Below are 26,396 nucleotides of genomic sequence, written 5' to 3'. Positions count from 1 at the left end.
ATCCGGCTAAACCGAACAAAATGCCGCAGGCCGGGTTTTTTCGTGATCCAGCGGCCGGACGGTTGCGTACCGAAGGTCACGATGCGACATACAGCCCGGCGTGAAAGCCCGCGGGATGCAGGATTGACGCAGAGGTCTTGAAAACGGGGCGGCTGCCGCGAATTCCGGGAATGGGTGCCATCCCCGGCTTGTGCGGACGCCGATGTTCCCCTTGAATGGGACCATGCAGGACCAGCACACCCCCGCGGCCGACATGGCCCCCAGCCTGGAAGACCTGCTCGTCGCCGTCGGGCGCGAGCAGGACCGCCAAGCATTCGGGGTTCTGTTCGGCCACTTTGCGCCACGGCTGAAAACCTATCTGCGCCGGTTGGGATGCGATTCCGGCGCGGCGGAAGAGCTTGTTCAGGAGGTCATGCTGTTGGTCTGGCGTCGTGCCGAAACCTACGATCCGATCCATGCCTCGGCCGGCACTTGGGTGTTCACCATCGCCCGCAACAAGCGAATCGATGTGTTGCGGCGCGAACAGCGGCCGGAGATCGACCCCGACGATCCCGCCCTGGTGCCCGAACCCGATGAGGCCGCCGACCGCCGGATCGAGGCGAAGGAGAGCAGTGGGCGCCTGCGCGCCGCGCTGAAGGATTTGCCGCCGGAACAGGCTGAGCTTCTGCGCATGGCTTATTTCGAGGACAAGCCGCACAGCGTCATTTCCGCGGAGCACGGCATCCCGCTCGGCACCGTCAAATCGCGCCTGCGTCTGGCGATGGAACGCCTGCGCCGGTCGCTGAAGGATGTCGGATGAGGCATTTCCGATGAACCGGCCGAGCCACCACCCCGGCGACACCCTGCTGATCGACTATGCCGGCGGCGCCCTGTGCGAGGGCGCGTCGCTGGCCGTCGCCACCCACATGGCCTTCTGTCCCGCCTGCCGCCACGCCGTGGCGGAGATGGAGGCGGTCGGCGGCGCCCTGCTGGACGATCTGGAACCGGAACCTCTGTCCGACGGCTGCCTGGAAGCGATGATGGCCCGCCTGGACCATGAGCGGCCGGCGCCATGCCGCCCGGCCGTCAAGCCGTCGGCGCAGCAGTCGCATTATCCGGAACCCCTGCGCAGCTACCTGCGCGGACGGCTCGACCGCGAGGGACGGCTGGGGGAGGGCGGCTGGCGGTTCCTGCAGCCGGGCATGCGCAGCATGGAGCTGCTGTCCGGCCCGGATGGGACCACCAAGCTGATCCGCATGAAGGGCGGCGTCGGCGTGCCGATGCACACCCATGGCGGCATCGAACTGACCGTGGTGCTGGAGGGTGGCTTCTCCGACGAGTTCGGTGCCTTCCTGCCCGGCGACATCGCCGTCGGCGACCCGTCGCTGATCCACCGCCCGGTGTCGGACCCGGAAGGTTGCCTGTGCCTCGCCACCACCATCGGCGGGCTGCGGATGACCGGACCGCTGGGGCGGCTGTTCAACCGGTTCGTGAAGCGGTTTTGAGGAATGCGGGCTGCAAAGCCTTCTCCCTAACCCTTTCCCGTTTGGCAAGGGTTGGGAGAGGGCATTCGAGACAGCCTTACGCCGCGCAGCCTTATGCGGCGACCGGCACACGCCCGTCGCGGGCGCGCATCAGCAGCCAGACCACCGAGACGCCCAGCAGCTTCGACGCGAAGCTGGCAGCCCAGACAGCGGGGTCCCAGACGTCGAGCATGCCGAAGAAGATGGCGGTGTCGACCGGCACCGACAGGGCGGCGCTGATCCACAGCCGGTCGCGCAGCGGGCGGCGGGTGACGGTGAAGACCGCCCAGTCGATCAACTCCGACACGGCGAAGGCGACGACGCTGGCGGTGGCGACGAAGGGGTCGGTCAGAAGATAGGACAGCACGGTGCCGGTCAGCATGGCGGCGAGCGCCCAGTGACCGAAGCGCACCTGCACCATGTCGCGCAGGATGAAGATCAGGCCGGCCCAGCAGGACCAGACCAGATCCAGGTGCGGAAACAGGCTGAAGGCGAAGTTGATGGCAAGAATGCTGCCGATATAGGCGGCGAGCCAGAGCATGGCGATGATCCTCCGAGAGCGGACCCGCGGCAATACGGGCGCTGATGACCGGAGCCGGCCCCGCGTGAATGCGAGCGCCCCGAAACCGCTCTAGCTAACAGAACATCGCCATGCTGGGAAGGTGCCGCGTGGCCCTTGCACCGCCGGTCCTTACACCGGCTTCGCGTCGTCCTTCATCAGGGCGTAGGTGTAGCTGTCCACCAGCGCCTCCATCGAGGCTTCGATGATGTTGGTGGACACGCCCAGCGTCGACCATTCGCTGCCGTCGGTGCGGGCGCTGCGGATCAGGACGCGCGGCATGGCGCCGGTGCCCTCCTTGGCGGCCAGGATTCGCACCCGGTAGTCGGACAGGCTGACCCTGGCGAGCGCCGGATAGGCGGGCTCCAGCGCCTTGCGCATGGCGACGTCCAGCGCATGCACCGGACCGTTGCCGTCGGCAACCTCCATCCGCACGGCATCGCCGACCCGCACGCGCACAACCGCTTCCGACTCCACCACAAGCTTGCCGACCGCGTTGTAGCGGCGCTCGTCGGTGACGTGGAAGCGCAGCAGTTCGAAGAAGCGCGGCACCTCGCCCAGCTCGCGCCGGACCAGCAGCTCGAAGCTGGCCTCCGCCGTGTCGTAGGCGTAGCCGTCGCTGTCGCGCTGCTTCACCAGGTCGAGCAGGCCGGCAAGGCGGTCGTCCTTCGCATCCACCGCCATGCCGATGTCGCGCAACCGCACGATCAGGTTGGAGCGGCCGGCCTGATCCGACATGACGATCTGGCGGCGGTTGCCGATGGCCTCGGGCGCCACATGCTCGTAGGAGGACGGATCCTTCTCCACCGCCGAGACATGCAGCCCGCCCTTGTGGGCGAAGGCGCTGGCGCCGACATAAGGGGCGTGGCGGTTGGGCGCGCGGTTCAGCCGGTCGTCGAAGGCGCGGCTCAGCTGGGTCAGCAGCGGCAGATCCTCGCGCCGGATGCCGGTCTCGTAGCCCATCTTCAGCATCAGCGTCGGGATCAGCGAGACGAGGTTGGCGTTGCCGCAGCGCTCGCCCAGCCCGTTGATGGTGCCCTGGATCATCCGCGCGCCGGCCCGCACCGCCGCCAGCGAGTTGGCGACCGCGTTCTCGGTGTCGTTGTGGCAATGGATACCGAGCCGGTCGCCGGGGATGCCATGCGTCTCCACCACCTCGCGGACGATGGCGTCGACCTCGTGCGGCAGCGTGCCGCCATTGGTGTCGCACAGCACGATCCAGCGCGCGCCGGCCTCGAAGGCCGCCCTGATGCAGGACACGGCATAGGCCGGGTTGCGCTTGTAGCCGTCGAAGAAATGCTCCGCGTCGAACAGCGCCTCGCCCTTGGCGGCGTGCAGGGCTGCGATGCTGTCGCGGATGAGGTCGAGGTTTTCCTCGCGCGGGATGTTCAGCGCGACGTCGACATGGAAGTCCCAGCTCTTGCCGACCATGCAGACCGCTTTGGCGCGCGACTGGGCCAGCGCCGTCAGCTGCGGGTCGTTGGCGGCGCTGCGGCCGGGGCGGCGGGTCATGCCGAAGGCGGTGAAGGTGGCGCGCGTCAGCTCCGGCGCCTCGGCGAAGAACTGGTCGTCGGTCGGGTTGGCGCCCGGCCAGCCGCCCTCGACATAGTCGATGCCCAGCCGGTCGAGATCCTTGGCAATCGCGATCTTGTCGGCGACCGAGAAATCGACATCCTGGGTCTGCGCCCCATCGCGGAGCGTGGTGTCGTACAGATAGATGCGCTCGCCCGTCATCGCCGCCTGACCTGTGAAGATGCCCTGTTAAGACAAAGGGGCCGGCAGTGCTTTGCCACCCTGCGGAAAGCCGGGAGAATGGACGATGCGGCGCTTATCCTCAACCGTTTTGAGAAGAAACTTGCGGAAAGCGGGGCTTTGCCGCAACGGAGAGAATAATAAGCCGGAGGATGTCGACCGGAGGGCGGAGCGGTGCGCTCCACCCCCGGCCACCCGCCGGGATCAGCGGGCGAATAGGCGGTAGAGCGCAGAATGGTCCAGCGCGCCGTCGCCCTGGTCCACCAGCATCTCGAACAGCTCCAGCGACAGGCCGAGCGTCGGCAGGTCGATGCCGGACTGCTGCGCCAATTCCTCGGCCTGCTTCAGATCCTTGACCTGGGTGGTGACGCGGCCGCCGGGAGTGAAGTCGCCGCTGACCATGCGGCCGCCATGCAGGTCGAGGATGCGGGATTCGGCGAAGCCGCCGCGGATGGCGTCGCGCACCTTGGCCGGATCGGCGCCGGCCGCCCTGGCTAGCGCCAGCGCCTCAGCCACCGCGCCGATGGTCAAGGCAACGATGACCTGATTGGCCGACTTGGCGATCTGGCCGGCGCCGCTGTCCCCGACATGGGTGATGCGGCGGCCCATCGCCTGCAACACCGGCAGGGCGCGGGCGAAGGCAGCCTCGGACCCGCCGGCCATGATGGTGAGGATGGCGCCCTCGGCCGCCACGGTCCCGCCGGAAACCGGCGCGTCGAGCCACTCCGCCCCGGCGGTGGCGACGCGCTGGGCCAGCGCGCGGGTGGCGGCGACGGCGGTGGTGCCCATGTCGATCACCAGATGGCCGGGACGCAAGCCCGGCAGCAACGCCTCGGCCACCGTCTCCACCGCCGTGGTGTCGGTCAGCATCAGGATGACGATCCCCGCCTGTCCGGCGACGGCGGCCGGGCCGGTGGCGGCGATCATCCCCTCCGCCGCCAGCTCGGCGACCGGGCCGGGGCTGCGGCTGGTCACCACCAGCTCCGCGCCGGCACGGGCGAGCGCACGGGCCATCGGCTTGCCCATCAGGCCAAGCCCGATGACGCCGACGCGCTGGCCGGCGAGATCGGGGCGGATGGTTTCTTCGGTCATGTCGAGGCTTTCACTATACGTGGATACGGTCACAGGCGCATGTGGCGGGCACGGGCGCCCCGCTCGATGGCGGCGGCGCACAGCCGGTCGACCCCCAGCCGGTGGCGGATCAGCTCCAGCATGCGCAGTTCCTCCTGCGATGCCTTGGGATCGGCGGCGGCGATGTCGCAGGCCACCGCATAGGCGGTCTCGCGCAGCTTGGACGGCAGCGCCTGCTCGATGATGGTTAGCACGGTGTCGAGCCCGTCGCTGTCGCTCAGCATGGCGGTGCATTCGCGGGTGGCGGCCATCACCTGATCGCCGCTGTAGTCCTTGAAGATCGGCAGGTGGCGCACATTCTCGCCGATGGCTTCCAGTTCAAGGTCGGTCATGTCGCCGTCGCAGGCGGACACCAGGACCATGACATAGATGAGTGCGCTGTGGTGGTCGATCATGGAATCGGTCGGCTTTCTCATGGGGCGGTCTCCCTTGGGGAGTGGTCGCGTGTAAGGTCGGCAATCTCGAACGCCGCTTCCGCGCCGTCAAGGGTGCCATGCCGGGAGTGGAGGGGTCGGCCGCTCGACGCGACGGTTGGCGTTGCCTATTGTCGCGCACCATGAACGTCGTCCTCAATGTCGCATTTCCCGTATTCGCTATCATCCTGGCCGGCTTCCTGTCCGGGAAGTCGAAGCTGCTCGGCGCCGCCTCGTCGGAGGCGCTGAACAAGTTCGTCTATTGGATGGCGCTGCCGCCGGTGCTGTTCCTGGGCACGGCGCGGCGGTCGATCCCGGAGATCTTCAACGGTCCGTTCATCGGCGCCTTCCTGGGGTCGATGCTGCTGGTCTATGCGCTGGGCGCGGTGATCGGCCGCCTCGTCTACCGCGAGCGCACGCAGATCCAGTGCATGCAGGGGCTGAACTCGGCCTTCTCCAACACCGGCTACATGGGCATTCCGCTGTTCCTGGCCGCCTTCGGGCCGGACCGTCTCGCCCCCACCATCCTGGCGACCGTCATCATGAGCGCCATCATGGTCGGCATCGCCGTGATCTGGATGGAGTTCGCCAACAGCCAGGGCAGCGGGCTGGGCAAGGCTCTGCGCGATGTCGGCCGGGCGCTGGCGAAGAACCCGCTGATCCTGTCCACCGCCGCCGGCCTCGCCTGGTCGGCACTGCTGCCCGGCGTGGCGGTGCCGAAGCCGATTGCGACATTCTGCGAGTTGATGGGCTCCCCCGCCGGCCCCTGCGCGCTGTTCGCCATCGGCCTGTTCCTGGCCTCGCAACGCCTGACCGCCGGGCTGGCGGAGGCGGGCTGGATCAGTGCCCTGAAGCTGCTGGTCCACCCGGCGCTGGCCTGGGTGCTGACACAGACGCTGTTCCCGATGGACCCGTTCTGGACCGGCAGCGCGGTGATCCTGGCTGCATTGCCGACCGGGGCTCTGACTTTCGTGGTGGCGAGCCAGTACCAGACCTATGTGGAGCGCACCTCCTCGGCCATCCTGGTGTCGACGGTGCTGAGCGTGGTGACGCTGTCGGCGCTGCTGGCGGTATATGCGCCAGGGCAATGACTGGTTTCTGGACTTGAGTCGGCGATGTAATCTTATTGAGATTGTTGTTTGTGGCTTGGTTCATTTATCTTTCGAACATTTTCCGGCCGATTCTTTAAGGTATTCTTTACCGCGTGCACTTAGGTGAGTCTGGAATTGCTTTTGCCCTGTCGGCCGAAGTCGGCAGGGAAACCGCTCTTTTCAGGGATCAGCTGAGGTGTCGCTGTGAAACTTATCGAAAATCTCCGGATCGGTACGAAAATCTATGCAGTGGTGGCGATTCTCAGCCTGATCACGCTCGGGCTGTCGATCTACATGAGCAACCGGATCGGTGAGATCGATGATCGCTACAGCAGGCTGATCGATGGAGACGTCACGTTTTCGCTGAAGCTGGAACGCATGCGCGGCGACCTCGCCAACCTCGGCCGTCAGGCCAACAACGTGCTGTTGCTTCAGGACCCCTCCGGACTTCCCGCGCTGGTCAAGGCGATGGACGACATCCAGGCGGCCATTGCCGAATCGAGCACGGTGATGAACCGTCTGGTCAGGCCCGAGCACAAGGACAAGGTGGCGCGGATCGCGGAACTGACGGCAATGGTGAAGTCGTCGTTGCCCAAGCTTTTCGCGGCGAAGGAGAAGGGCGATCACGCCGGGGCTGCCGCCATCTATGGAAAGGAAGGACGCCCGCAGGTGGTGGAGGCCTTCAACATGGCGGCAAAGCTGTCGGATGAGGTGTCGGCCGGAGTGTACCGTTCGTCCGACGATCTGACCGACAAGACCAACCAGACGGTGTTCAACTCCCTGTCGATTGCGATCGCGCTGCTTGTCATCGGTGCCATCGGGTCCGTGCTGCTGGTCGTCTATGGTATTCGCCGTCCGGTCGCCGCACTGAACGCGGCGATGGTGCGTCTGGCGACCGGCGACACCACGACGGAGGTGGTTGGGGCCGGCCGTGGTGACGAGGTCGGCGAAATGGCGCGGACGGTGGAGGTGTTCAAGGAGAGCATGATCCGCACGCGCCAGCTGGAACAGGACGCCAAGGACGCCGAGGCCCAGGCGGCAGCGGAAAAACGCCGGGGAACGCTGGACATGGCCCGGTCCTTCGAGGAGCGGGTCGGCTCCATCGTCGATGCGGTCGGCAGTTCCGCAACCGAGTTGCAGGCCACCTCGTCGCAGCTGGCCGCCGCCGTCGAAGAGGTCGGCGCCCAGTGCACCGCCGTCGCCGCCGCGTCGGAGCAGGCGAGCGCCAATGTCCAGACGGTCGCCGCCGCGTCGGAGGAACTATCCGCCTCGATCGGCGAGCTGTCCGACCGCGTGGGGCGTGCCGCCGACCGCTCCCGCCTTGCGGCCGAGGGGGCTGGGGAAGCCCAGCGCCAGCTCGATCTGCTGTCCGCCTCCATCGATCAGGTCGATCAGATCGTGGCTTCGATCAATGCGGTGGCCAGCCAGACCAATCTGCTGGCGTTGAACGCGACCATCGAAGCGGCCCGCGCCGGGGAGGCCGGCAAAGGCTTTGCCGTCGTCGCCAGCGAGGTGAAGAACCTTGCCAACCAGACCCACGCGATGACCGAGCAGATCACCAACCAGATCGGCGCGGTCAAGGCGGCCTCGGGCCGGACGGTCGGCGCCATGCGCAGCATCATCGGTCAGGTGGAGGAGATCAGCAATTCCACGGCCGACATGGCGCAATCGGTGAACCAGCAGAGCGGCGCCACGTCCGAAATCAGCCGCAACGCCCAGCAGGCCGCGGTCGGCACGACCGAGGTTTCGCGCAACGTCCTGGGAATTCAGCAGGCGGAGAACGAGACGGGGGCTGCCACCAACAACGTCAAGCATGCGTCGGACGATCTCGCCCGGCAGGCTGCGATGCTGAAGCAGGCGATGGACAGCTTCCTCAGCGAGCTGCGCGCCGCCTGACAGGCCACGGAGCGGGAGGTGGCGAGGGGTAGACCGCCCCTCACCACCCCCGCAGGAACTCCGCCGTCTCCTCGACCGCCTGCTTCAGCCCGACCCGCCGCATCTCCACGCCTTCGGGGAAGGCGCCGCCAAGCCGGCTCGGCATCATCGGGTCGAGCAGGACGAAGACCCCGGTGTCGTCGGCGCGGCGGACCAGCCGGCCGAAGGCCTGCTTCAGGCGCAACCGCGTGATCATGTCCTCGTAGCGGCGGCGGCCGAAGGCCTCGCGGCGGGCACGGTGCAGAATGTCGGGGCGGGGCCAGGGCACGCGGTCGAAGACAATCAGACGCAGGCTGCGCCCCGGCACGTCCACCCCGTCGCGCACCGCGTCGGTGCCGAGCAGGCAGGCGTGCTCCTCGTTGCGGAAGATGTCGATCAGGGTCGACACGTCCAGCGGATCGACATGCTGGGCATAAAGCGGAATGTTCGCCTGATCCAGCGGTTCGGCGATGCGGTCGCGCACGGCGCGCAGCCGGCTGATCGCGGTGAACAGGCCGAGACCGCCGCCACCCGCCGCCAGGAACAGCGATTTGTATGCCGCCGAGACCTGTCCCAGATCGTCCTTGCGCACGTCGTTGACGACGAAGACACGGGTGCGGTTCGGGTAGTCGAAGGGGGAAGGGACCTGGGCGCGGATCGCCGGGGCCGGCAGGTGGCTGGCGCCGCAACGGTCCTCCGCCGCGCGCCAGTCCTGGCCGATGTCGCCGGTGCCGTCGGTCAGCGTGGCGCTGGTCACCACCAGCCCATGGGCGGGGCCGGCCAGTGCCTCGGCGAAGGGCACCGTCGGGTCGACCCAGTGGCGGTACAGCCCGACATCGACGTCGCGGCCGTCGATCCGCTCCACCGCGAACCAGTCGACGAAGTGCGACGGCGTCTCAGTCGGCAGGGTGCGCAGCATGGCGCGCCACCCCTCGACCGTCAGGGTGCCGCGGCGGTGCAGGCTGCGCGACAGCGCATCGATGCGGCGGCGCTGGTCGGAGTCGAGCTCGGCGCTCTCGTCCTCCAGCCGCTGGGCCAGCCGGCGGGCCAGCGCCTCCACCGGTTCGGACAGGCGGACCAGGGACTGCTCCAGTTCCGCCGCCGCTTCCAGCAGGCCGTCCACCGGATAGGCCCTGTCGGCCTCCAGGCTGTAGGGGCCGCCCTGGCCGGCGGTGCGGGCATAGACCTGCTGGCGGGCCAGCAGCAGGAAGCGCTCGGTCGGCCCCTGCGGGTTGTCGGCGGCCAGACGCGCCGACCAGCCGTCGGCGGGCAGGACGCGGGCGCCGATCAGGATGTCGTCGAGATGGCGCAGAGCCTCCTCGTCGCCGGCAACGATGTCCTCCAACCGGCGCTTCAGGCCGCGGGCGCGGCTGCGGCCGGTCTCCTCGGCACCCAGCAGCCAGCGGCGCAGCTCCTGCGTCTCCCGGCAGGTCAGATGGCCGGCGAAGGCGCTGTCGGCGGCATCGAAGACATGGTGCCCCTCGTCGAAGACATAGCGGCTGGGCAGCGTCGGTTCCTCGCCGCCGCCGAGAGCCGCCTGCACCATCACCAGCGCGTGGTTGGCGATGACGATGTCGGCCCGGCGGGCGCGGCGCACGCTCTTCTCGATGTAGCAGCGGGCGTAGTGGTCGCAGGCGGAATAGATGCACTCGCCGCGGCGGTCGGCCAGCCCCATGGTCGGCCCGCGCCCGGCGATGTCGACCAGCCAGCCGGGGAAGTCGCCGCCGGTCATGTCGCCGTCGCGCGTCGCCGCCGCCCAGCGCGCCATCAGCCCGACGCCGATGGCGTTGTGCGGCTGAAACGGCATGGCGCGCACCGCGTCTTCGAGGTTCAGCAGGCACAGGTAGTTCTCGCGTCCCTTGCGCAGCACCACCTTGCGCGCCTTGGTCGCCGGGTCGGCATAGAGCCGGTCGAGCTCGGCGTCGATCTGGTGCTGGAGATTGCGGGTATAGGTGGAGATCCACACCGTCCCGCCATTCTTCTCCGCCCAGACCGTGGCCGGCGCCAGATAGCCCAGCGTCTTGCCGACGCCGGTCCCGGCCTCCGCCAGCACGACATTCGGCGTGTCGGGAAGCTGGCGCGGGGCGAAGGCGGCGGACACCGCGCTGGAATAGTCAGCCTGCTGCGGCCGCGGCTCGGCAATCTTGCCCAGCACGTTGGCCGACAGCATGGCGGCGAGGCGGCGGCGCGCCTCGTCCGGATCGACCGGGTTCTGGGCGGGCGGCGGCGGCGGTGCGCCTTCCTCCCACTCCTTGATGCGGGTCCAGACGCGCAGACCTGACCGGGCAGCACCCTTCTCCGGCCCGTCGGGTTTGCCGAGCGCCGCCAGTACCGACGGCGCCCAAGGCCAGCCGGCACGTCCCATCTCCCAGGCGAATGCGACGGGGTCGGAGGATTCCTCCCGTCCGGCTGCCCCGAGGTCGCCCAGCAGCCGGCGCACGGCACGCTGGAGGGCCAGCGCTTCCGCCTCGTGACCCTCAGGCGTGGGCAGGTCGAGCGCCTCGGCGATGCCGCGCGGGGTGGGGACGCAAAAGCGGGCCGGGTGGACGAAGGCGAACAGCTCCAGCACGTCGAAGGCCGGGAAGGCGTCGATCCCCAGCCGGCGGGCGAAGGCGCGGGCATGGCAGACCAGGGGCGGCTGGCGGCGCACCTTCGCCGCGGCGGCGGCCAGCGACAGCTCTTCGACCTCGCCGTCGAGGGTCAGCGACACGACACGGCGCGCGCCCGCCACCATGGCGGGCGCGTCGTCGAGGCTGTGGAGCGGGGTGGGATCGGCGGTCAGGTCCATCGGCGGCACTATATGGCGGTGGCGTGCCGCAAAGCGAGCGCCGCATGTTGACGGCGCACCGCTTCACCCCCATTGAGGGAAGTCCGAAGGAGCCGAGCGGAGACGGGGCTGTATGCGGAAACTGCTGCGCTGGGCGCTGATCGGGATCGCGGGGCTGATGGCCTTCACCATCCTGTGGGCGGCGCTCTACCGGGTCGTGCCGCCGCCGGCGACGCCGCTGATGCTGATCCGGGCGCTGGGCGGCTCCGGCCTGTCGCGCGACTGGGAACCGCTGGAGCGCATCTCCCCCGCCCTGGTCGAGGCGGTGATCGCCTCGGAGGACACCGGCTTCTGCGGCCATGGCGGCTTCGACTGGGCGGCCATCGAGGGCGCTTTCGAGGAGAACGAGGAGGGCCGGCGGCTGCGCGGCGGCAGCACGATCAGCCAGCAGACCGCCAAGAATGCCTTCCTCTGGCCCGACCGCAGCTGGATCCGCAAGGGGGCGGAGGCGTGGTTCACCCTGCTGATCGAAAGCCTGTGGAGCAAGCGCCGCATCCTGGAGGTCTATCTGAACATCGTGGAGTGGGATGACGGCGTCTATGGCGCCGAGGCCGCGGCGCGGCACCACTTCAACAAATCCGCCGCAGCGCTGACCCGGCGCGAGGCGGCGCTGCTGGCGGTGGTGCTGCCCAGCCCGCGCAACTGGTCGCCCACCCGGCCCAGCGCCTATGTCGCCCGCCGCGCCGGGGTGATCGAGCGGCGGATGGCGGTGGTGCGGCGGGACGGGCTGGCCGAGTGCGTGCGGTGAGACAGGGCGCGCCCCTCCACCGAATCTTAACACCCGACGCGCTACGCTCCACACTGCTCCCGCCCGGCCCGCAGGAGGCCGATCATGGCCACGCACCGCACACTGCAAGGAAACCTGTTCTCTACCCCGCCTCCCGACCCGTTGCGGGACGAGCGGGCGCCGCACCATGAAACTCAGCCGGAGCCGGGAAACCCCACCCGTCTGCTGATCGTCGTCCTGATCGCCCTGTTCACGCTGGCGGGGCTGGCCTATGGCGGCGGCATCGCGTTGGACCGCATCCTTGAACAGCGGCGGATCGAGGCGCGGATGGGGCCGAAGCCGCAATTGGCGCGGCTGCCTGCCATCGAGGTGCCGCTGGGCAGCGTGCGGGCGGTGGAAATGCAGGTGTCCCTGGTGCTGGCGCCGACGGTAGAGCCCGACCGCATCCTGCGCTATCAGGACCGCATCGCCGACCGGCTGTTCCAGACCCTCAGCCGGATCGACAGCGAAACCCTGACCGGACCGGGCTCCGCCGACCTCCTGAAGGCGCGCATCAGGGAGTCCGTGAACCGCGAGGCGGGCACCGGCCTGTTCCGCGACATCTACATCGAACGCATGGTCGTCAAGTAAGGCACGCGGGGCTCGTTCTGCGATGAGCCTTGTTTTGTGCGGCGCAATAGACTATCTAGGGCGTCTTGATCGCTGGAGGCTCGCGCGTCTCTTGAGCGAGACGCGCTGTGATTGCGCAACGGCAGTCCCCTAGGGGACAAACGTCCCAGGGTTCTAGGGACGCTCTGGCCGCTGCATCGGATAGACGCCTCTCCCTCTATCGACCTCCTCCCGGCGAGTCCGCCGGTATGTCCCACGCCCGCCATCGGGGCGCGCGGGGCCGTGCCGTGTTGCTTTGAGAAGGTTGTTACGACTTGACGTTTTCCGAACTCGGCCTGCACCCGCTCGTCCTGAAGGCCCTCGAGGCGTTCGAATACACCACCCCGACCCCGGTCCAGCTCGCCGCCATTCCGCCGGCGCTCCAGGGCCGCGACATCCTCGCCACTGCCGAGACCGGCACCGGCAAGACCGCCGCCTTCATGCTGCCGGCGCTGACCCGCACCGCCGAGCTGCCGCTGAACGGCGCCGCCACCCCGCGCGTGCTGGTTCTGGCCCCGACCCGCGAACTGGCCAAGCAGGTCACCGACGCCGCCCGCAAGTACGCGAAGTTCATGAAGCTGAACATCGTGGACGTGGTCGGCGGCATGCCCTACCGCGAACAGCTGCGCCTGCTGTCGCGTCCGGTCGACGTTCTCGTCTGCACCCCGGGCCGCCTGCTGGACCATGTCGCCCGCCGCCGCATCGCGCTGGACGAGGTCGAGGTGCTGATCCTCGACGAGGCCGACCGCATGCTGGACATGGGCTTCCTCGACGATGTCGAGACCATCGCCAAGTGCTGCCCGCCGACGCGCCAGACCATGCTGTTCACCGCCACGCTGGACCGCCGCATGGCGCAGCTGGCCGGCAACCTGCTGCGCAATCCGGAGCGTGTGGCCGTCGAGAGCCAGGCGACCGCGATCAACGTCGAGCAGCGTCTACACCATGCCGACGATCTCGACCACAAGCGCCGTCTGCTGCAGCATTTCGCCGCCCAGGAAGAGGTCGGCAAGGCGATCATCTTCGCTGCGACCAAGCGTGATGCCGACACGCTGGCCGAGGAGCTGAGCGCCGCCGGCCATGCCGCCGCCGCCCTGCACGGCGACATGGACCAGACCAAGCGCAACCGCACGCTCCAGCGTCTGCGCACCGGCCAGGTCCGCCTGCTGGTCGCCACCGACGTCGCCGCCCGCGGCATCGACGTGCGCGACATCACCCACGTCATCAACTTCGACCTGCCGCGCTCGGCGGAGGACTATGTCCACCGCATCGGTCGCACCGGCCGCGCCGGCGCCTCGGGCGTTGCGATCTCCTTCGCCGCCCGCGCCGACCGCGAGACGCTGGTCCGCATCGAGCGCTACACGAAGGCGACGCTCGAGGTGCATGTGGTGCCCGGCCTGGAGCCGACGCGTCCCTTCACCACCGGCGGCGCCGGCCGTCCGGCCGGTCGCAGCGGCCGTCCGGGTGGCGGCGCCGGCAAGCCGTGGCACCGCAACGGCGAGTCCAAGGGCCCGCACGCCCCGCGCGGCCCGCGTCCGGACTATGCCCGCAATGACAACCATCGCGGCGACGCCCGCCCGGACCATGGTCATGCCCGTCGTGAAGCCCACGGCAACGGCAAGCCGGCGGCCCGTGCGAAGAGCTGGTGAGCAGCGTCTACTGCGCTTCTTGAGCCCCGCTTAAGGATCGTTGAATGAAAAAGCCCTCCCTGCTGGCCTTGCGGTCCGCAGGGAGGGCTTTTTTCATGTCAGGCCGGCATCTCCAGCCGGCTTTCACCAAAACGCGGTTACTGGAACGCGATCTTGGCGTGGTCGCCCGGGTCCGGCGACTGGCCGGTCAGCTTCGCCTTCACATAGCCGTAGGCGTAGACCATGGTGCTCGACGGGCTGTCCCAATATTCGGCCTGATCGACCGACACCTTCAGCAGCGCCACCTCGGGATCGTCCGGACCCTGGGGGAACCAGGTGGTCATGATGTCGCGCCACAGAAAGCGGATCTTGTCGCGGTCGCGCACGACTTCGGCGACGCCGGAGGCGGACACGTAATCCTGCTTGTCGGGGTTGGCATAGGCGAGGTTGACGCGCCAGTGGCGGTCGATCTCGTCCACCTTCTCGGAATGGGCGCGGGTGAAGAACCACAGGGTGCCGTCTTCGAACCCCGCATGGGACAGCGTCGCCATCGGACGGGAGTTCATCCGGCCGTTGTCGTCCAGCGTGGTCATCATCGCGACCTGGACGCCCTTCATCATCTCCCAGAGCTTCTTGACGTCGCCCTGGTCGGGGCTGTGGCCGTGGCCGGCGGTGGTGCTATGGACCATGGTCTGCCTCTCGTTCGGTAGCCCAACTGAGACTGGGGAACGCCCGCCGCGGTCAGAAAGTTCCGACCTGCTGATTCACTCCCCCGACAGACCAGGAGCCCGTCCCGGCGTGGTGGTGGTCGATCCGGGTCAGCGACCATGGGTCGATCCGCAGCCTGAGAGCCGCCTCCGGCGTCAGATCCAGTGCCAGTGCCAGCGCACCGCGGATGGTGCCGGCATGGATCACCGCAACCAGATCGCGTCCGGCATGGAGGTCGGTCAGCCGCAGCAGCGCGCCCGCGGTGCGGTCCATCACCGTGGCGAAGCTCTCGCCGCCCGGTGGGGCATGACGGGCCGGGTCGCCCCAGAAGCGCGCCGCCGCTTCGGCATCGCGCCGGGCCGCGGCGTCGTGGCTGATGCCCTCCCAATCGCCGAAATCCTGCTCGGCCAGCGCCGGCTCCACCACGGCGGTGCCGGCAAGGCGGGGGTTGCGGCTCCACAGAGCCTGTGCGGTCTGGCGGCTGCGGCGCAGCGGGCTGGTCAGCCACAGGGCGTCGGCGGGGAGGCCGGCCGCGAGCGCGGTGGCCGCGGCGCGGTTGCCGGTGTCGGCCTCGCGGTCGCTCGACCCGCAGATGACGTTGTCCGGGTTGCGGACCGGCGCATGGCGGATCAGCCACCAGCGGGTGACGGTCAGGGGGGTGAGGCTCAAGGCGGTCATGCCGCTGCTCCGATGGCCGCTGCTCCAATGAGGGCCGACAGGGTCAGCAGCACCGCGGCCTCCGCCGCCTGCTGCGCCGCGCCGAAAACGTCGCCGGTGTGCCCGCCGATCTGCCGCCGGGCAAGCGCCGCCACCGCTGCCACCGCCAGGAGCGAGGCGGCCAGCGCGGGAAGGGCCAGCCCGCCGAGCGCCATCGCGGCGATTGCGATGCCGAGGAGGAGGGCCAGCAGCACCGTCGCCATCGCCGGCCGGCCTTGCGCTGCCGCCAGCCCGTCGCGCCGCGCCGCCGGCAAAACGCGCGCCATCGCCGCCAGCCCGCAGCGCGACAAGGCGCCGGCCGCCGCCAGAGCCGCGACCGCCGCCGGCACCGGCAGGGCGGCCAGGGCCGCGGCGCGGATACCGACCGAGAAGACCAGGGCCAGCACGCCATAGCTGCCGACGCGGCTGTCGCGCATGATCTCCAGCTTGCGCACCGGATCGCGCCCACCGCCGAAGCCGTCGGCCACGTCGGCCGCCCCGTCCTCGTGCAGCCCGCCGGTCAGCCGGACTGTCGTCGCCAGGGCCAGCAGCGCACCGGCCAGCGGCGGCAGGTGCAGGGCGGTGGCGGCGGCATACACCGCCCCGCCCGCCAGCCCGATCAGCGCGCCGACTGGCGGAAACCAGCCCATCGCCCGCGCCGACGCGCCCTCGGCCAAGGGGCCGCTGAGCAGGCCATTGAGCGGGCCGATGGGGGGAAGGGGCAGCCGGGTCAGGAACACCAGCGCCAGGGCGGCGTCCTGTGTCCAGCGCGGCGGCGGGGATGGGGCGGTGGTGGCGTCCGGCATGATCGGCATCGACTACGCCCAACCGGCGTCCGGCGCAACCCCGCACGGCAGGCGGTTCTGCATCGTTCGCATAGGTTCGATTCCTTGACCGAAACGCTCGGTCCGCCTACTTTGTCCGTTTGAACTTTCCCTTACCAGCATCGAGCACCCATGGCCCGTCTTCCGATCCTCGTCGCCCCGCATCCGATCCTGAAGCGCAAGGCGCAACCCGTCGCTGAAGTGGATGCGCGCGTCGTCAAGCTGATGGACGACATGGTGGAGACCATGTACGACGCCAGCGGCATCGGTCTGGCCGCTCCGCAGGTCGGTGTGCTCGACCGTGTCATCGTCGTCGACGTCCATGAGAAGGGCGAGCCGCCGAACCCGATCCGCCTCGCCAATCCGGAAATCGTCTGGTCGTCGGACGAGAAGGCGGTGTGCGAGGAAGGCTGCCTGTCGGTGCCGGAACAGTACGCCGACGTCACCCGGCCCGTGCGCATCCGCGTCCGCTATCTGGATGAAAAGAACCAGCCGCAGGAGATCGAGGCCGACGGGATGCTCGCCACCTGCATCCAGCATGAGATCGACCATCTGAACGGCGTTCTGTTCGTCGACTATCTGTCGATGCTGAAGCGGAACATCCTGCTGAAGAAGGTCCAGAAGATGCAGAAGGCGACGGCCTGATCCGCCGCAAAAGACCAGCCGCAACATAGATCGGCGATAAACATCCGATGATCCCGCTCCGTCTCGTCTTCATGGGCACGCCGGATTTCGCCGTGCACAGCCTTGCCGCGCTGATCGAGGCGGGGCATCAGGTCGTCTGCGCCTACAGCCAGCCGCCACGCCCGGCCGGCCGCGGCCAGCAGGTGCAGAAATCGCCCGTTCACCGCTTCGCCGAGGAGCACGGCATTCCCGTGCGCACGCCCAAGAGCCTGCGCAATGCCGAGGCCCAGGCCGAGTTCGCCGATCTCAAGGCCGATGCCGCCGTGGTCGCCGCCTATGGCCTGATCCTGCCGCAGCCGATCCTCGACGCGCCGCGGCTGGGTTGTGTCAACGTCCATGGCTCGCTGCTGCCGCGCTGGCGCGGGGCGGCGCCGATCCAGCGTTCCATCCTGGCCGGCGATGCCGAAACCGGGATCACCATCATGCAGATGGACATCGGGCTCGACACCGGCGCCATGCTGTCTCGGGAAGCGGTGGCGATCACCCCCGCCACCACCGCCAGCAGCCTGCATGACGAGCTGGCTGCACTTGGCGCCCGCATGATCGCCCCGGCGCTGGACGGGCTGGCCGCCGGCACGCTGGCCGCCGTACCGCAGCCGGAAGACGGCGTCACCTACGCCGCCAAGCTGACGCGCGAGGATGGCCGGCTCGACTGGAGCCAGCCCGCCACCTATGTCGAGCGGCAGGTTCGCGCCCTGACCCCCTGGCCCGGTTGCTGGTTCGACGCCGCGAACGGTGAGCGGATCAAGGTGCTCGCCGCCGAGCCTGCGGCAGGCAAGGGCGTGCCCGGCACCCTGCTGGACGACCGGCTGACGGTCGCCTGCGCCGACGGGGCCGTACGGCTGACCAGGGTCCAGCGTCCGGGCAAGGCGCCGGTGGATGGTGCGGCTTTCCTGCGCGGCTTCGCGCTGGCGGTCGGGCAGCCGGTCTCCGCTCCCGAACCCGTCGCGGATTGACCATCGTGCAGCGCTGGAAACTGACCGTCGAGTATGACGGCCGCCCCTTCGTCGGCTGGCAGCGCCAGGACAACGGCCCCTCGGTCCAGCAGAGCCTGGAGGAGGCGGTGCAACGCCTGTCGGGCGAGGTGGTACGGGCCCATGGCTCCGGACGCACCGATGCCGGTGTGCATGCGCTGGGGCAGGTCTGCCATTTCGATCTGGAAAAGCCCTTCACCGGCCTGAAGCTGCGCGACGCCCTGAACTTCCACCTGAAGCCGGCCCCCATCGCGGTGCTGGAGGTGGAAGCGGTGACGGAAGATTTCCATGCCCGCCTGACCTCGACCGGCCGCGCCTATGTCTACCGCATCGTCAACCGCCGGGCCCCGCTGGCGCTCGATGCCGGCCGGGCCTGGCACGTCACCCGTCCGCTGAACGCCGAGACAATGCATGAAGCGGCACAGGTGCTGGTCGGCCAGCATGACTTCTCCAGCTTCCGCGCCGCGCTGTGTCAGGCCAAGTCGCCGGTGAAGACGTTGGACCGGCTGGCCGTGGAGCGGCAGGGCGAAGAGATCCGCGTCCATGCCGCCGCGCGCTCGTTCCTGCACCATCAGGTCCGCAACATGGTCGGCACGCTGGAGTTGGTCGGTGCCGGCAAATGGACGGTGGACGACGTCCGCCGCGCACTGGACGCCCGCGACCGGGCCAAGGCCGGGCCGACCTGTCCACCGGACGGGCTCTATTTCATGGCGGCGCGTTACTGACCCGGCTCAGTTGCTGATTCGCTCCGTCTGTTCGGGCATGGCGTGGAGCGTCTTCAGCAGCCTGTCCGTATCCATCCCCTGCGCGCAGAGGCCGGTTGCGGTTTCGCCGAAATCCACCAGACTGTGGAAGCGGGGCGGCCGGGCCCGTTCCAGCGCGACCAGCCGGGCATTGTGTCCGCCTGCCAACAGACCGTCGAAGTAAAGACGCTGGGTCCGAAACAGGACGTTCGTTTCCCTGGGGTCGCCGATGACGAAGATGCGGCGGGCAGGGTCCTTGGGAATCCGGTCGAGCGAGCGGTAGGGGTCGAACCATGTCTCCGGCCTCGCCAGCCGGGCCTTGGCGTCATGGGCCTTGAGATAGGCTTCATAAGCGGAGGCTCCCGACGAGATGACCGCGCAGGTCAGGTCGATGCGGCGGGCCAGGAATTCGGCCGTCAAAGTGCCGCCCGCACTGCTGCCGCCGAGCGACCATGCCCCGATCCCGTAGCGTTTCTTGAGCAGATCGAGATGAGCGTTCATCAGCGCGGCTTCGCGTGGGGTATGGCGCATCGTCCAGAATTTGCCGGAGCTGCCATAGGCTCCCGGGCGGGCCAGGAAAATGAAGGGCACGCCAAAGCGCTCCGACAAAGCCCGCTCCTGTTTGATCATGCCGGCGACACTCAACCCTTCCTGATGGCCGATCTGCTCCGGCCTCGTACCCATGATGTCGCCATGCATCCAGGCCGCGACGACCGGATTGGTGCCCGGCTTCAGGCCGGCCGCGTAATAGCGCAGGCATTCGCCCCGACCGCCCACCTCCACCCAACTGGCGGTTTCCCGCGCCTCCAGCGCGGCGCATTGGTCGCGGGTGATGGTTTTTCCGCTGGCGACCACCGCGTTGGAGAAAAGTTCGTCATTGGGGCGGGATTGTGCTTGGGCGGGGAACGGGACGGGGAGTGCCGCCGCCATTGCAAGGGCAACCAGACACAGGGAACGGAGTGACATTCTGGACGGACCCGTTGCAGTGACGACTGCGGGAAGGTGACGCTGGTTGCAGAACGTCGTCAACAGCCCTCCAACCGTTCCCGCTCCGCCGTGAAGACGGTCACCAGATGCTCGATCACCGTGCGCACCCGCGGCACCTCGCGGCGGTCGCGGTGGACCAGCAGCCAGACCTCGCGGGTTAATGGTGAGCAGGGCGGCGGACCGGGCAGTGGCTGCCGCACCAGCCCCGGCACGCCATCGGCCAGCATGCAGGGCAGGAAGGCAGTGCCAAAGCCGGCGACCGCCGCCGCAAGCTGACCCTGCACGCTGTTGGAGCGGAAGGCGACGCGCCGGCCGCCGCCATGGCGGTCCAGCCACAAAGCCTCCGGCAATTCCGCCATCGACTCGTCATAGGCGATCAGCGTGTCGGGCGCGTCCGGCGCCGCGTAAAGCCCATAGCCCAGCGTCGCCAGCCGTCGCCCGACCAGATCGCCGCGCTGCGGCCGGGCCAGCCGGACCGCCAGATCGGCCTCCCGCCGGGCGAGGCTGAGGGTGCGGTTGTCGACGATGATTTCCAGGTCCAGGGCGGGGTTGGCCGCCCGCAGCGCTCCCAGCCGGGGGATCAGGAAAATGTCGGCCAGTGCCTGGGTCATGGTCAGCCGCACGGTGCCGGTCAGCCCCGCCGCGTCGCCTTCGCGGCGGCGGATCGCCTGTGCCCGCTCGTCCATCGCCTCGGCCAGGGCGCGGACGCTTTCACCGTCTTCGGTCACGACATAGCCGTCGGGCCGGCGCTCCATCAGGCTGCGGCCGAGCGTTGCCTCCAGCGCGGCCAGCCGGCGCCCGACCGTGGCGTGGCTCAGCCGCAGGCTGCGTGCCGCCGCCGACAGGCTGCCGGCGCGTGCCAGTTCCAGGAAGACGCGCAAATCGTCCCAATCGAGCGGGCCTGTGAATTTCTGAACAGCCATCGTGCAAGCATAGCGTATGGCGGTGCATAGGTGAACGGGGCAGCATCGCCGTCATCGATTTCCAGCGACCACGGAGCATCTCCCGATGACGACTCTTCCTGCCCGGACACTGCGCCAGATCGTCGGCGCGCCGGCCACCCCTGCTCCCCTGGACAAGGCGGTGCTGGTGCTGATCGACCTTCAGCGTGAATACACTGACGGCGCGCTGCGGCTGTCGGGCGTCGATGCGGCGGTGGAGCGGGCCGCGGAACTGCTGGCGCTTGCCCGTGCCAACGGCGTGCCTGTGATCCACATCGTCCACCACACCGCGGCGGGCGCCCCGGTGTTCGACCCCACCGGGCCGCTGGCGGAAATCGTCCCGGCCGTCGCCCCGCGCGATGGGGAACCGGTGATCGTCAAGAAGCTCGCCAACGCCTTCGCCGGGACGGAGTTGCAGACGGTGGCACGTGACAGCGGGCGGACGGAGATGATCGTCGCCGGCTTCATGACCCACAACTGCGTCAGCAGCACGGCGCGGTCGGCGGTGGACCATGGCTGGCGGGTGACGGTCGTGGCATCGGCCACCGCCACCCGCGACCTGCCCGACGGCAAGGGCGGCGTGGTGCCGGCGGCCGACATCCAGCGCGGCGTGCTGAGCGGCCTGTCCGACAGCCTCGCCGTGGTGGTCGAGGATGCGGGCGCCTGGGGGTGAGCCCATAGACGCAAGGGAGAGGGGGGCGACGAGCCCCCCGCATCCTTACTTCTTCTCGGCCTTCCAGTAGTAGTTGGTGTCGAAGCTCGGGCCCCAGACCAGACCGTTGACGCTCTTGCGCTCGGCGACCATCTCGGTCTGCTGGAACATGATGACGAAGGGCGAGTCGGCGAGAACCGAGCGCTGGAGCTCCTCGTACATCTGGGCGCGCTTGGCGCCGTCGCGCTCCTCGATGGCGGCGGCGGTCTTCTTGGTCAGTTCCGGAATGTCCCAGGCGTTGCGCCAGGCGAGCGGCTTGGACTTGGCGTTGTCGCTGTTGTCCGGGTTGGAGGCGAAGGTGTCGGCGTTGGAGTTCGGGTCCTGATAGTCCGCACCCCACTGCTGGATCATCAGTTCGTGATTGCGGGCGCGGTACTTGGTCAGCACCTGCTTGCCGTCGCCGGGGATGATCTCGATCTTGATGCCGGCCTTGGCGGCGCTGGCCTGGATCGCCTGGGCCATGTCCTGGGTCGGGTTGGTGTTGCGGACGTCCATGCTGACGGTGAAGCCGTCGGGATAGCCGGCCTTCGCCAGCAGCTCCTTCGCCTTGGCCGGATCGTACTTGTAGGGGTTGTCGTTGACGGCCCCGAGGAAGCCCTTGGGCAGGAAGGCCTGATGGACGGCGCCGATGCCGTTCATGATGGTTCCGGCCATGCCGTCATAGTCGACCAGATACTTGAAGGCCTCACGCACCTCGGGCTTCGCCAGGGTGGCGTTCTTCTGGTTCAGGCTGAGATACCACAGCGTGCCCTTCGGCGCCTGGACCAGACGGATGGCGTCGCTCGACTTCAGCGGCTCGAACTGTTCCGGCTTCAGGTTGCGCGCGACGTCGACGTCGCCCTTCTCCAGCAGCAGGCGCTGGGTCGCCGGTTCCGGGATGTGGCGGATCAGCACACGCTTCAGCTTCGGCGCACCGCGCCAGTATTTCGGGTTGGCGTCGAAGGTCAGCAGCTCGCTCGCCTTCCACTGCTTCAGGATGAAGGGGCCGGAGCCGGCGGAGTTGGTCTTCAGCCAGCCGGCGCCGAAATCGCCGTCCTTCTCCTTGCCCTTCACCAGCTTGGAATCGACGATGGAGGCGACGTCGGCGGTCAGGCAATAGAGCACGAAGGTCGGCGCATAGACCTTGTCGGTGGTGAAGACCAGCGTCTTCGGATCGGTGGCGCGCACCATCCGGTCGACATTCTCGGGCGTCAGGCCGAACTGGGTCAGGATGAAGGCCGGACCCTTGTTCATCTTCACCGCGCGGGAGAAGGACCACGCCACATCCTCGGCCGTCATCGGGTTGCCGGAATGGAAGGCGATGCCATCGCGGATCTTGAAGGTGAAGGTCTTGCCGTCGGGCGACACGGTCCAGCTTTCGGCGGCCTCTCCCTCGATCTTGCTGACGTCGTTGACGTCGAAATGGATCAGACGGTCATAGACCTGGGCGCTGTATTCCGCACCCGACAGCTCGAAGATCTCGCCGGGGTCGAGGCTGACGATGTCGTCGAACTGCCATGCCATCACCAGCGCGTCTTTCGGCGTGTCGGCGAGGGCGGGGGCGGCTAAACCGGCGAGGGCGAGAGCGGCGGCGCCAAGAACAGTCTGTGCAATGAGGCCGCGCTTGAAGCTGGTCATCCGTGAAGTCTCCCTGGAGGCCCGTTCGGGGCACTGTTGAGGGATGGAATCTTCCCGCCGCCTTCCATGGCATGTCAACTCGGCTGATGGGGCCGGCCGGAGGGCAGGTTTCCCGCCGGATGGGTTGCAATTCGTGGGGAAAGCGCCTAGCTCCTATCGCCCCCCGGCACCATTCTTGTCTTTGCGGACATTCGGCAGAAGGAAACCACCGTCATGGGCTATACCGTCGCGGTCATCGGCGCCACCGGCAATGTCGGGCGCGAGATCCTGCAAACGCTGGCCGAGCGGAAGTTCCCGGCCGACAAGGTCATCGCCCTGGCCTCCGAAAAATCGATCGGCCAGGAGGTGTCCTATGGCGAGGACGAGATCCTCAAGGTCCAGGATCTCAACAAGTTCGACTTCCATGGCGTGGACATCGTGCTGTCGTCGCCCGGCGCCAAGGTGTCGGCCGTCCACGTGCCGCGCGCCGCCGCCGCCGGGGCCATGGTGATCGACAACACCTCGCAGTTCCGTATGGATCCCGACGTGCCGCTGGTGGTGCCGGAGGTGAATCCGGAGGCGCTGGTCGGCTATCGCAAGCGCGGCATCATCGCCAATCCCAACTGCTCCACCATCCAGATGGCGGTGGCGCTGAAGCCCTTGCACGACCGCTTCAAGATCCGCCGCGTCGTGGTGTCGACCTACCAGTCGGTGTCGGGCGCCGGCAAGGAGGCGATGGACGAGCTGTTCACCCAGACCCGCGCCATCTTCGTCAACGATCCCGTCGCCAAGAGCGTCTTCCCCAAGCAGATCGCCTTCAACGTCATCCCCCACATCGACGCCTTCATGGAGGACGGCTCCACCAGGGAAGAGTGGAAGATGACGGTGGAGACCAAGAAGATCCTCGATCCGAAGATCAAGGTCGCCGCCACCTGCGTCCGCGTGCCGACCTTCATCGGCCATGCCCTGTCGATCAACATCGAGACGGAGGAGCCGATCAGCGCGGAGGAGGCCCGCACCGTCCTGCGCGCCGCCCCCGGTATCTCGGTGGTCGACCAGCAGACCGGCGACGGCTATGTCACCCCGGTGGAGATCGCCGGCGACAACCCGGTCTTTGTCAGCCGCATTCGCGAGGACATCACAGTCGAGAACGGCCTGTCCTTCTGGTGCGTCGCTGACAATCTGCGCAAGGGCGCCGCGCTGAACGCCGTGCAGATCGCCGAGCTGCTGGTGCGCGATTACATGGTGGAGTGAAGGGACGGGTGGGGGCACATTGCCGGCGCTTCCCACCCTTTCAAATTGTCGGTAGGCTGAACCGTCCCACCTCACCGGGCGGTTCCGTGCTCCGCATCCTGCCGCTGTTGTGCCTTGTCCTGCTGATGCTCACCGGGTGCGGCGTCGATGCCGACCAGGATGTGCTGTGCCGGAAGCTGATCCCGGCCTTCGAACCCGGCCGCGTCACCGACCTGTCCACCCGCAGCTATACCGAAGACAAGCGGGTGCTGCGTGTCGATTACCGCAGCGGCAGCCAGTCCCATTGGATCGCCTGCCGTTTCGCCGGCACGTCGATGGAGGAGGGGCGTCGCACCCTGGTGGCGGTGGCGACCGACCGCAGCGGCTGGCTGACCGAAATCCGCTTCGCCATGCTTCAGCAATGGCTGCGCATCAGGCCGCCGCGCGATGCCATCGGCGGCGTGGTCGAGACTGAAAGGCCGCAGTCGACGCGCTGGACGCCCGCTCTCTTCCTGGCCCAGCAGATCATCAACGCCGCCACGGTCGCCTGCGTCTATGGGCTGCTCGCGCTCGGCTACACGCTGGTCTATGCCATCCTCGGCCAGATCAATCTGGCGATGGGGGAACTGACCATGGTCGGCGCCATGGTGACGGCGATGGCGGCGGCCGGGTTGGGCATAGCGGGCTGGGCGACATGGCCGCCGGCGCTGCTCGGCGTGCTGGTGCTGGTGATCGGCTTCACCGCGGTGCAGGGCTGGACAATGGACCGGCTGGTTTTCCGCCGCCTGCGCGGGGTGCGCAGCCACACGCCGCTGATCGTCGCGGTCGGACTGTCCATCGCCTATCAGGAGGGGGTGCGGCTGCTGCATGGCGCGCGCGACTGGTGGCCGGCACCAGTGCTGACCGGTCGTTACGACCTGATGAGCGACGGTGCCTTCACCGTCACCGCACTGACCGCGCAGCTGGCGATCCTGGTGCTGACCGGCGGGCTTTACGCGGCGCTTTGGGGAATCATGCAGCGCACCGCCTTCGGCCGGGCGCATCGTGCCTGCACCGACGACATTGCGGCGGCGGAGTTGGTCGGGGTGGATGTCAACCGCACGGTGGCGGCGACCTTCGCCATCGGCGGCGGGCTGGCCGCGGCGGCGGGGGCGGTGATCGCGCTCTATTACGGCGGGGTGAACTTCTTCACCGGCTACCTGATCGGCTTCAAGGCGCTGGCCGCCGCGGTGGTCGGCGGCATCGGCTCGGTGCCGGGGGCGATGCTCGGCGGTGCCCTGCTGGGGCTGGTCGAGACCTTCTGGTCGGCTTACTTCGCGCTGGCCTACAAGGACATCGTGGCGTTCGGGCTGCTGACGCTGTTCCTGATCTATCGGCCGCAGGGACTGATGGGGCAGGCAAGGGGCAGGGGCGATTGAGCGGCTCCGAAAGGGATGAACCTTATCGCGCCGCGCTGGCAGTCACAGCGGTTTCAATGGCGGTCAGGGCGTTCCGCAATGCCGCAACGCTCTCGGCCCGTGCAAGAGTTGCCGCCGCGTCCTCCGGCGTTTTTCCCATCAGAGGGATGGTAATGCTGGCATCATCGATCAATCGGGCTGAAATGACCGTCAGAATCTCCGTCAATGCCTCGCGTGCGTAGGTCGAACGCGGCGAGGCATGCATCAGCGCAACCGGCTTGTCCACCATCTCGCTGCTCGCCACCACCCAATCCAAGGCGTTCTTCAAGGCTCCGGGCACGCCATGGGCATATTCCGGGCAGGCAATCACCACCGCATCCGCCGCGACCAGCGAATCGCGAAGGTCCTTCACTGCCGGCGGGGGCGGGTCGCCGTCCTCATCCGGGTTGAACAGCGGAAGGCTGCCGACACCGCGTCCGTCCAGCCCGGTAAAGACCGTGACGGTCACGCCATCCGGTGCTGCTGCTGCGGCCGCCCGCAGCAATGCGCTGTTGGTGGAAGCGGCACGCAGGCTGCCGGAGATTGCGAGCACCCGCATGATCGACCCTTTTCCCTTGATCGTCCCGATACACCGTCTCGATGATGGGTCGGGACCGAACGAAAAACGGGCGGGAGTGGTTACACTCCCGCCCGCGTCACGACAGTATCCGGT

The 26,396-nt window shown here is 68.3% G+C and carries 25 protein-coding genes; 13 read left to right on the top strand and 12 right to left on the bottom strand.

Annotation, left to right across the window (positions count from 1 at the left end):
* Nucleotides 1–223 precede the first annotated feature (223 nt).
* Nucleotides 224–799 carry a sigma-70 family RNA polymerase sigma factor gene (locus GBZ48_RS10055; RefSeq protein ID WP_174470911.1) on the top strand — a complete coding sequence of 192 codons (576 nt, stop codon included), beginning with the start codon at nt 224–226 and terminating at the stop codon, nt 797–799.
* Nucleotides 800–809: 10 nt separating this feature from the next.
* Complete coding sequence (locus tag GBZ48_RS10050; protein ID WP_174470910.1) at nt 810–1,484, top strand: ChrR family anti-sigma-E factor; 675 nt, start codon at nt 810–812, stop codon at nt 1,482–1,484.
* Nucleotides 1,485–1,575: 91 nt separating this feature from the next.
* Here GBZ48_RS10050 and GBZ48_RS10045 read toward each other — a convergent pair whose 3' ends face one another.
* The 4 genes from GBZ48_RS10045 to GBZ48_RS10030 all read right to left on the bottom strand — a co-directional run bounded on the left by GBZ48_RS10045 (nt 1,576) and on the right by GBZ48_RS10030 (nt 5,360).
* Nucleotides 1,576–2,043, bottom strand: coding sequence for a preQ0 transporter (locus GBZ48_RS10045; protein WP_174470909.1), 468 nt, complete (start codon nt 2,041–2,043; stop codon nt 1,576–1,578).
* Between the two features lie 150 nt (nt 2,044–2,193).
* Nucleotides 2,194–3,795: a citramalate synthase gene (gene cimA / locus GBZ48_RS10040; RefSeq protein ID WP_174470908.1), complete on the bottom strand. Its 1,602-nt coding sequence runs from the start codon at nt 3,793–3,795 to the stop codon at nt 2,194–2,196.
* Nucleotides 3,796–4,017: 222 nt separating this feature from the next.
* Complete coding sequence (locus GBZ48_RS10035; protein WP_174470907.1) at nt 4,018–4,905, bottom strand: NAD(P)-dependent oxidoreductase; 888 nt, start codon at nt 4,903–4,905, stop codon at nt 4,018–4,020.
* 29 nt (nt 4,906–4,934) lie between these two features.
* Nucleotides 4,935–5,360 (bottom strand): tellurite resistance TerB family protein, encoded by a 426-nt coding sequence (locus GBZ48_RS10030; RefSeq protein WP_174470906.1) that lies wholly within the window; start codon nt 5,358–5,360, stop codon nt 4,935–4,937.
* Nucleotides 5,361–5,500: 140 nt separating this feature from the next.
* Here GBZ48_RS10030 and GBZ48_RS10025 point away from each other — a divergent pair, with 140 nt between their 5' ends.
* Both GBZ48_RS10025 and GBZ48_RS10020 read left to right on the top strand, forming a co-directional pair.
* On the top strand, nt 5,501–6,448 hold the full coding sequence (locus GBZ48_RS10025; protein ID WP_174470905.1) for an AEC family transporter: 948 nt from the start codon (nt 5,501–5,503) through the stop codon (nt 6,446–6,448).
* Between the two features lie 204 nt (nt 6,449–6,652).
* Nucleotides 6,653–8,344, top strand: coding sequence for a methyl-accepting chemotaxis protein (locus GBZ48_RS10020; RefSeq protein WP_174470904.1), 1,692 nt, complete (start codon nt 6,653–6,655; stop codon nt 8,342–8,344).
* Between the two features lie 40 nt (nt 8,345–8,384).
* On the opposite strand, the gene GBZ48_RS10015 is transcribed toward GBZ48_RS10020, so the two are convergent.
* On the bottom strand, nt 8,385–11,150 hold the full coding sequence (locus GBZ48_RS10015) for an ATP-dependent DNA helicase (protein WP_174470903.1): 2,766 nt from the start codon (nt 11,148–11,150) through the stop codon (nt 8,385–8,387).
* Between the two features lie 112 nt (nt 11,151–11,262).
* Here GBZ48_RS10015 and mtgA point away from each other — a divergent pair, with 112 nt between their 5' ends.
* From mtgA to GBZ48_RS10000, 3 genes are all read left to right on the top strand, one after another.
* A complete protein-coding gene (mtgA, locus tag GBZ48_RS10010) occupies nt 11,263–11,937 on the top strand; it encodes a monofunctional biosynthetic peptidoglycan transglycosylase (RefSeq protein ID WP_174470902.1) in 675 nt (224 codons plus the stop codon).
* Nucleotides 11,938–12,021: 84 nt separating this feature from the next.
* A complete protein-coding gene (locus tag GBZ48_RS10005; RefSeq protein WP_174470901.1) occupies nt 12,022–12,546 on the top strand; it encodes a flagellar basal body-associated FliL family protein in 525 nt (174 codons plus the stop codon).
* A gap of 293 nt (nt 12,547–12,839) precedes the next feature.
* The gene (locus GBZ48_RS10000) at nt 12,840–14,210 is read left to right on the top strand and encodes a DEAD/DEAH box helicase (RefSeq protein WP_174470900.1); all 1,371 of its coding nucleotides are present in this window, start codon (nt 12,840–12,842) and stop codon (nt 14,208–14,210) included.
* Between the two features lie 137 nt (nt 14,211–14,347).
* Here GBZ48_RS10000 and GBZ48_RS09995 read toward each other — a convergent pair whose 3' ends face one another.
* The 3 genes from GBZ48_RS09995 to cobS are packed head-to-tail and all read right to left on the bottom strand — an operon-like array spanning nt 14,348 to nt 16,408.
* Nucleotides 14,348–14,878, bottom strand: coding sequence for a pyridoxamine 5'-phosphate oxidase family protein (locus GBZ48_RS09995; protein WP_109047958.1), 531 nt, complete (start codon nt 14,876–14,878; stop codon nt 14,348–14,350).
* Nucleotides 14,879–14,930: 52 nt separating this feature from the next.
* The gene (locus tag GBZ48_RS09990) at nt 14,931–15,575 is read right to left on the bottom strand and encodes a histidine phosphatase family protein (RefSeq protein WP_174470899.1); all 645 of its coding nucleotides are present in this window, start codon (nt 15,573–15,575) and stop codon (nt 14,931–14,933) included.
* Nucleotides 15,572–16,408: an adenosylcobinamide-GDP ribazoletransferase gene (gene cobS, locus GBZ48_RS09985; protein WP_174470898.1), complete on the bottom strand. Its 837-nt coding sequence runs from the start codon at nt 16,406–16,408 to the stop codon at nt 15,572–15,574. The genes GBZ48_RS09990 and cobS overlap by 4 nt, the downstream gene beginning before the upstream one ends.
* 141 nt (nt 16,409–16,549) lie before the next feature.
* Here cobS and def point away from each other — a divergent pair, with 141 nt between their 5' ends.
* The 3 genes from def to truA are packed head-to-tail and all read left to right on the top strand — an operon-like array spanning nt 16,550 to nt 18,800.
* Entirely contained in the window at nt 16,550–17,062 is a 513-nt protein-coding gene (def, locus tag GBZ48_RS09980; protein ID WP_174470897.1) for a peptide deformylase, read from the top strand.
* Nucleotides 17,063–17,109: 47 nt separating this feature from the next.
* A complete protein-coding gene (fmt, locus tag GBZ48_RS09975; RefSeq protein WP_174470896.1) occupies nt 17,110–18,057 on the top strand; it encodes a methionyl-tRNA formyltransferase in 948 nt (315 codons plus the stop codon).
* Nucleotides 18,058–18,062: 5 nt separating this feature from the next.
* On the top strand, nt 18,063–18,800 hold the full coding sequence (gene truA, locus GBZ48_RS09970; RefSeq protein WP_174470895.1) for a tRNA pseudouridine(38-40) synthase TruA: 738 nt from the start codon (nt 18,063–18,065) through the stop codon (nt 18,798–18,800).
* Nucleotides 18,801–18,806: 6 nt separating this feature from the next.
* Here truA and GBZ48_RS09965 read toward each other — a convergent pair whose 3' ends face one another.
* The gene (locus GBZ48_RS09965; RefSeq protein ID WP_246307110.1) at nt 18,807–19,847 is read right to left on the bottom strand and encodes an alpha/beta hydrolase; all 1,041 of its coding nucleotides are present in this window, start codon (nt 19,845–19,847) and stop codon (nt 18,807–18,809) included.
* Entirely contained in the window at nt 19,844–20,728 is an 885-nt protein-coding gene (locus GBZ48_RS09960; RefSeq protein ID WP_174470894.1) for a LysR family transcriptional regulator, read from the bottom strand. The genes GBZ48_RS09965 and GBZ48_RS09960 overlap by 4 nt, the downstream gene beginning before the upstream one ends.
* Before the next feature lie 85 nt (nt 20,729–20,813).
* On the opposite strand from GBZ48_RS09960, the gene GBZ48_RS09955 reads away from it, so the two are divergent.
* Nucleotides 20,814–21,419: a cysteine hydrolase family protein gene (locus tag GBZ48_RS09955; RefSeq protein ID WP_174470893.1), complete on the top strand. Its 606-nt coding sequence runs from the start codon at nt 20,814–20,816 to the stop codon at nt 21,417–21,419.
* A gap of 45 nt (nt 21,420–21,464) precedes the next feature.
* Here GBZ48_RS09955 and GBZ48_RS09950 read toward each other — a convergent pair whose 3' ends face one another.
* Nucleotides 21,465–23,075 carry an ABC transporter substrate-binding protein gene (locus GBZ48_RS09950; RefSeq protein ID WP_174470892.1) on the bottom strand — a complete coding sequence of 537 codons (1,611 nt, stop codon included), beginning with the start codon at nt 23,073–23,075 and terminating at the stop codon, nt 21,465–21,467.
* Nucleotides 23,076–23,288: 213 nt separating this feature from the next.
* Here GBZ48_RS09950 and GBZ48_RS09945 point away from each other — a divergent pair, with 213 nt between their 5' ends.
* Together GBZ48_RS09945 and GBZ48_RS09940 are read left to right on the top strand one after the other, a co-directional pair.
* Nucleotides 23,289–24,308 carry an aspartate-semialdehyde dehydrogenase gene (locus tag GBZ48_RS09945; RefSeq protein ID WP_174470891.1) on the top strand — a complete coding sequence of 340 codons (1,020 nt, stop codon included), beginning with the start codon at nt 23,289–23,291 and terminating at the stop codon, nt 24,306–24,308.
* A gap of 86 nt (nt 24,309–24,394) precedes the next feature.
* A complete protein-coding gene (locus tag GBZ48_RS09940; RefSeq protein WP_343049515.1) occupies nt 24,395–25,705 on the top strand; it encodes a branched-chain amino acid ABC transporter permease in 1,311 nt (436 codons plus the stop codon).
* Nucleotides 25,706–25,727: 22 nt separating this feature from the next.
* Here GBZ48_RS09940 and GBZ48_RS09935 read toward each other — a convergent pair whose 3' ends face one another.
* The gene (locus tag GBZ48_RS09935; protein ID WP_174470890.1) at nt 25,728–26,282 is read right to left on the bottom strand and encodes an NADPH-dependent FMN reductase; all 555 of its coding nucleotides are present in this window, start codon (nt 26,280–26,282) and stop codon (nt 25,728–25,730) included.
* Between the last annotated feature and the right edge of the window lie 114 nt (nt 26,283–26,396).

Origin of the sequence: Azospirillum melinis, assembly GCF_013340935.1 — a bacterium.
In the GTDB taxonomy this organism is placed as follows: Bacteria; Pseudomonadota; Alphaproteobacteria; order Azospirillales; family Azospirillaceae; genus Azospirillum; species Azospirillum melinis.
The sequence above is the reverse complement of the archived record's forward strand: the minus strand, read 5'-3'. Positions and strand labels throughout refer to the sequence as shown.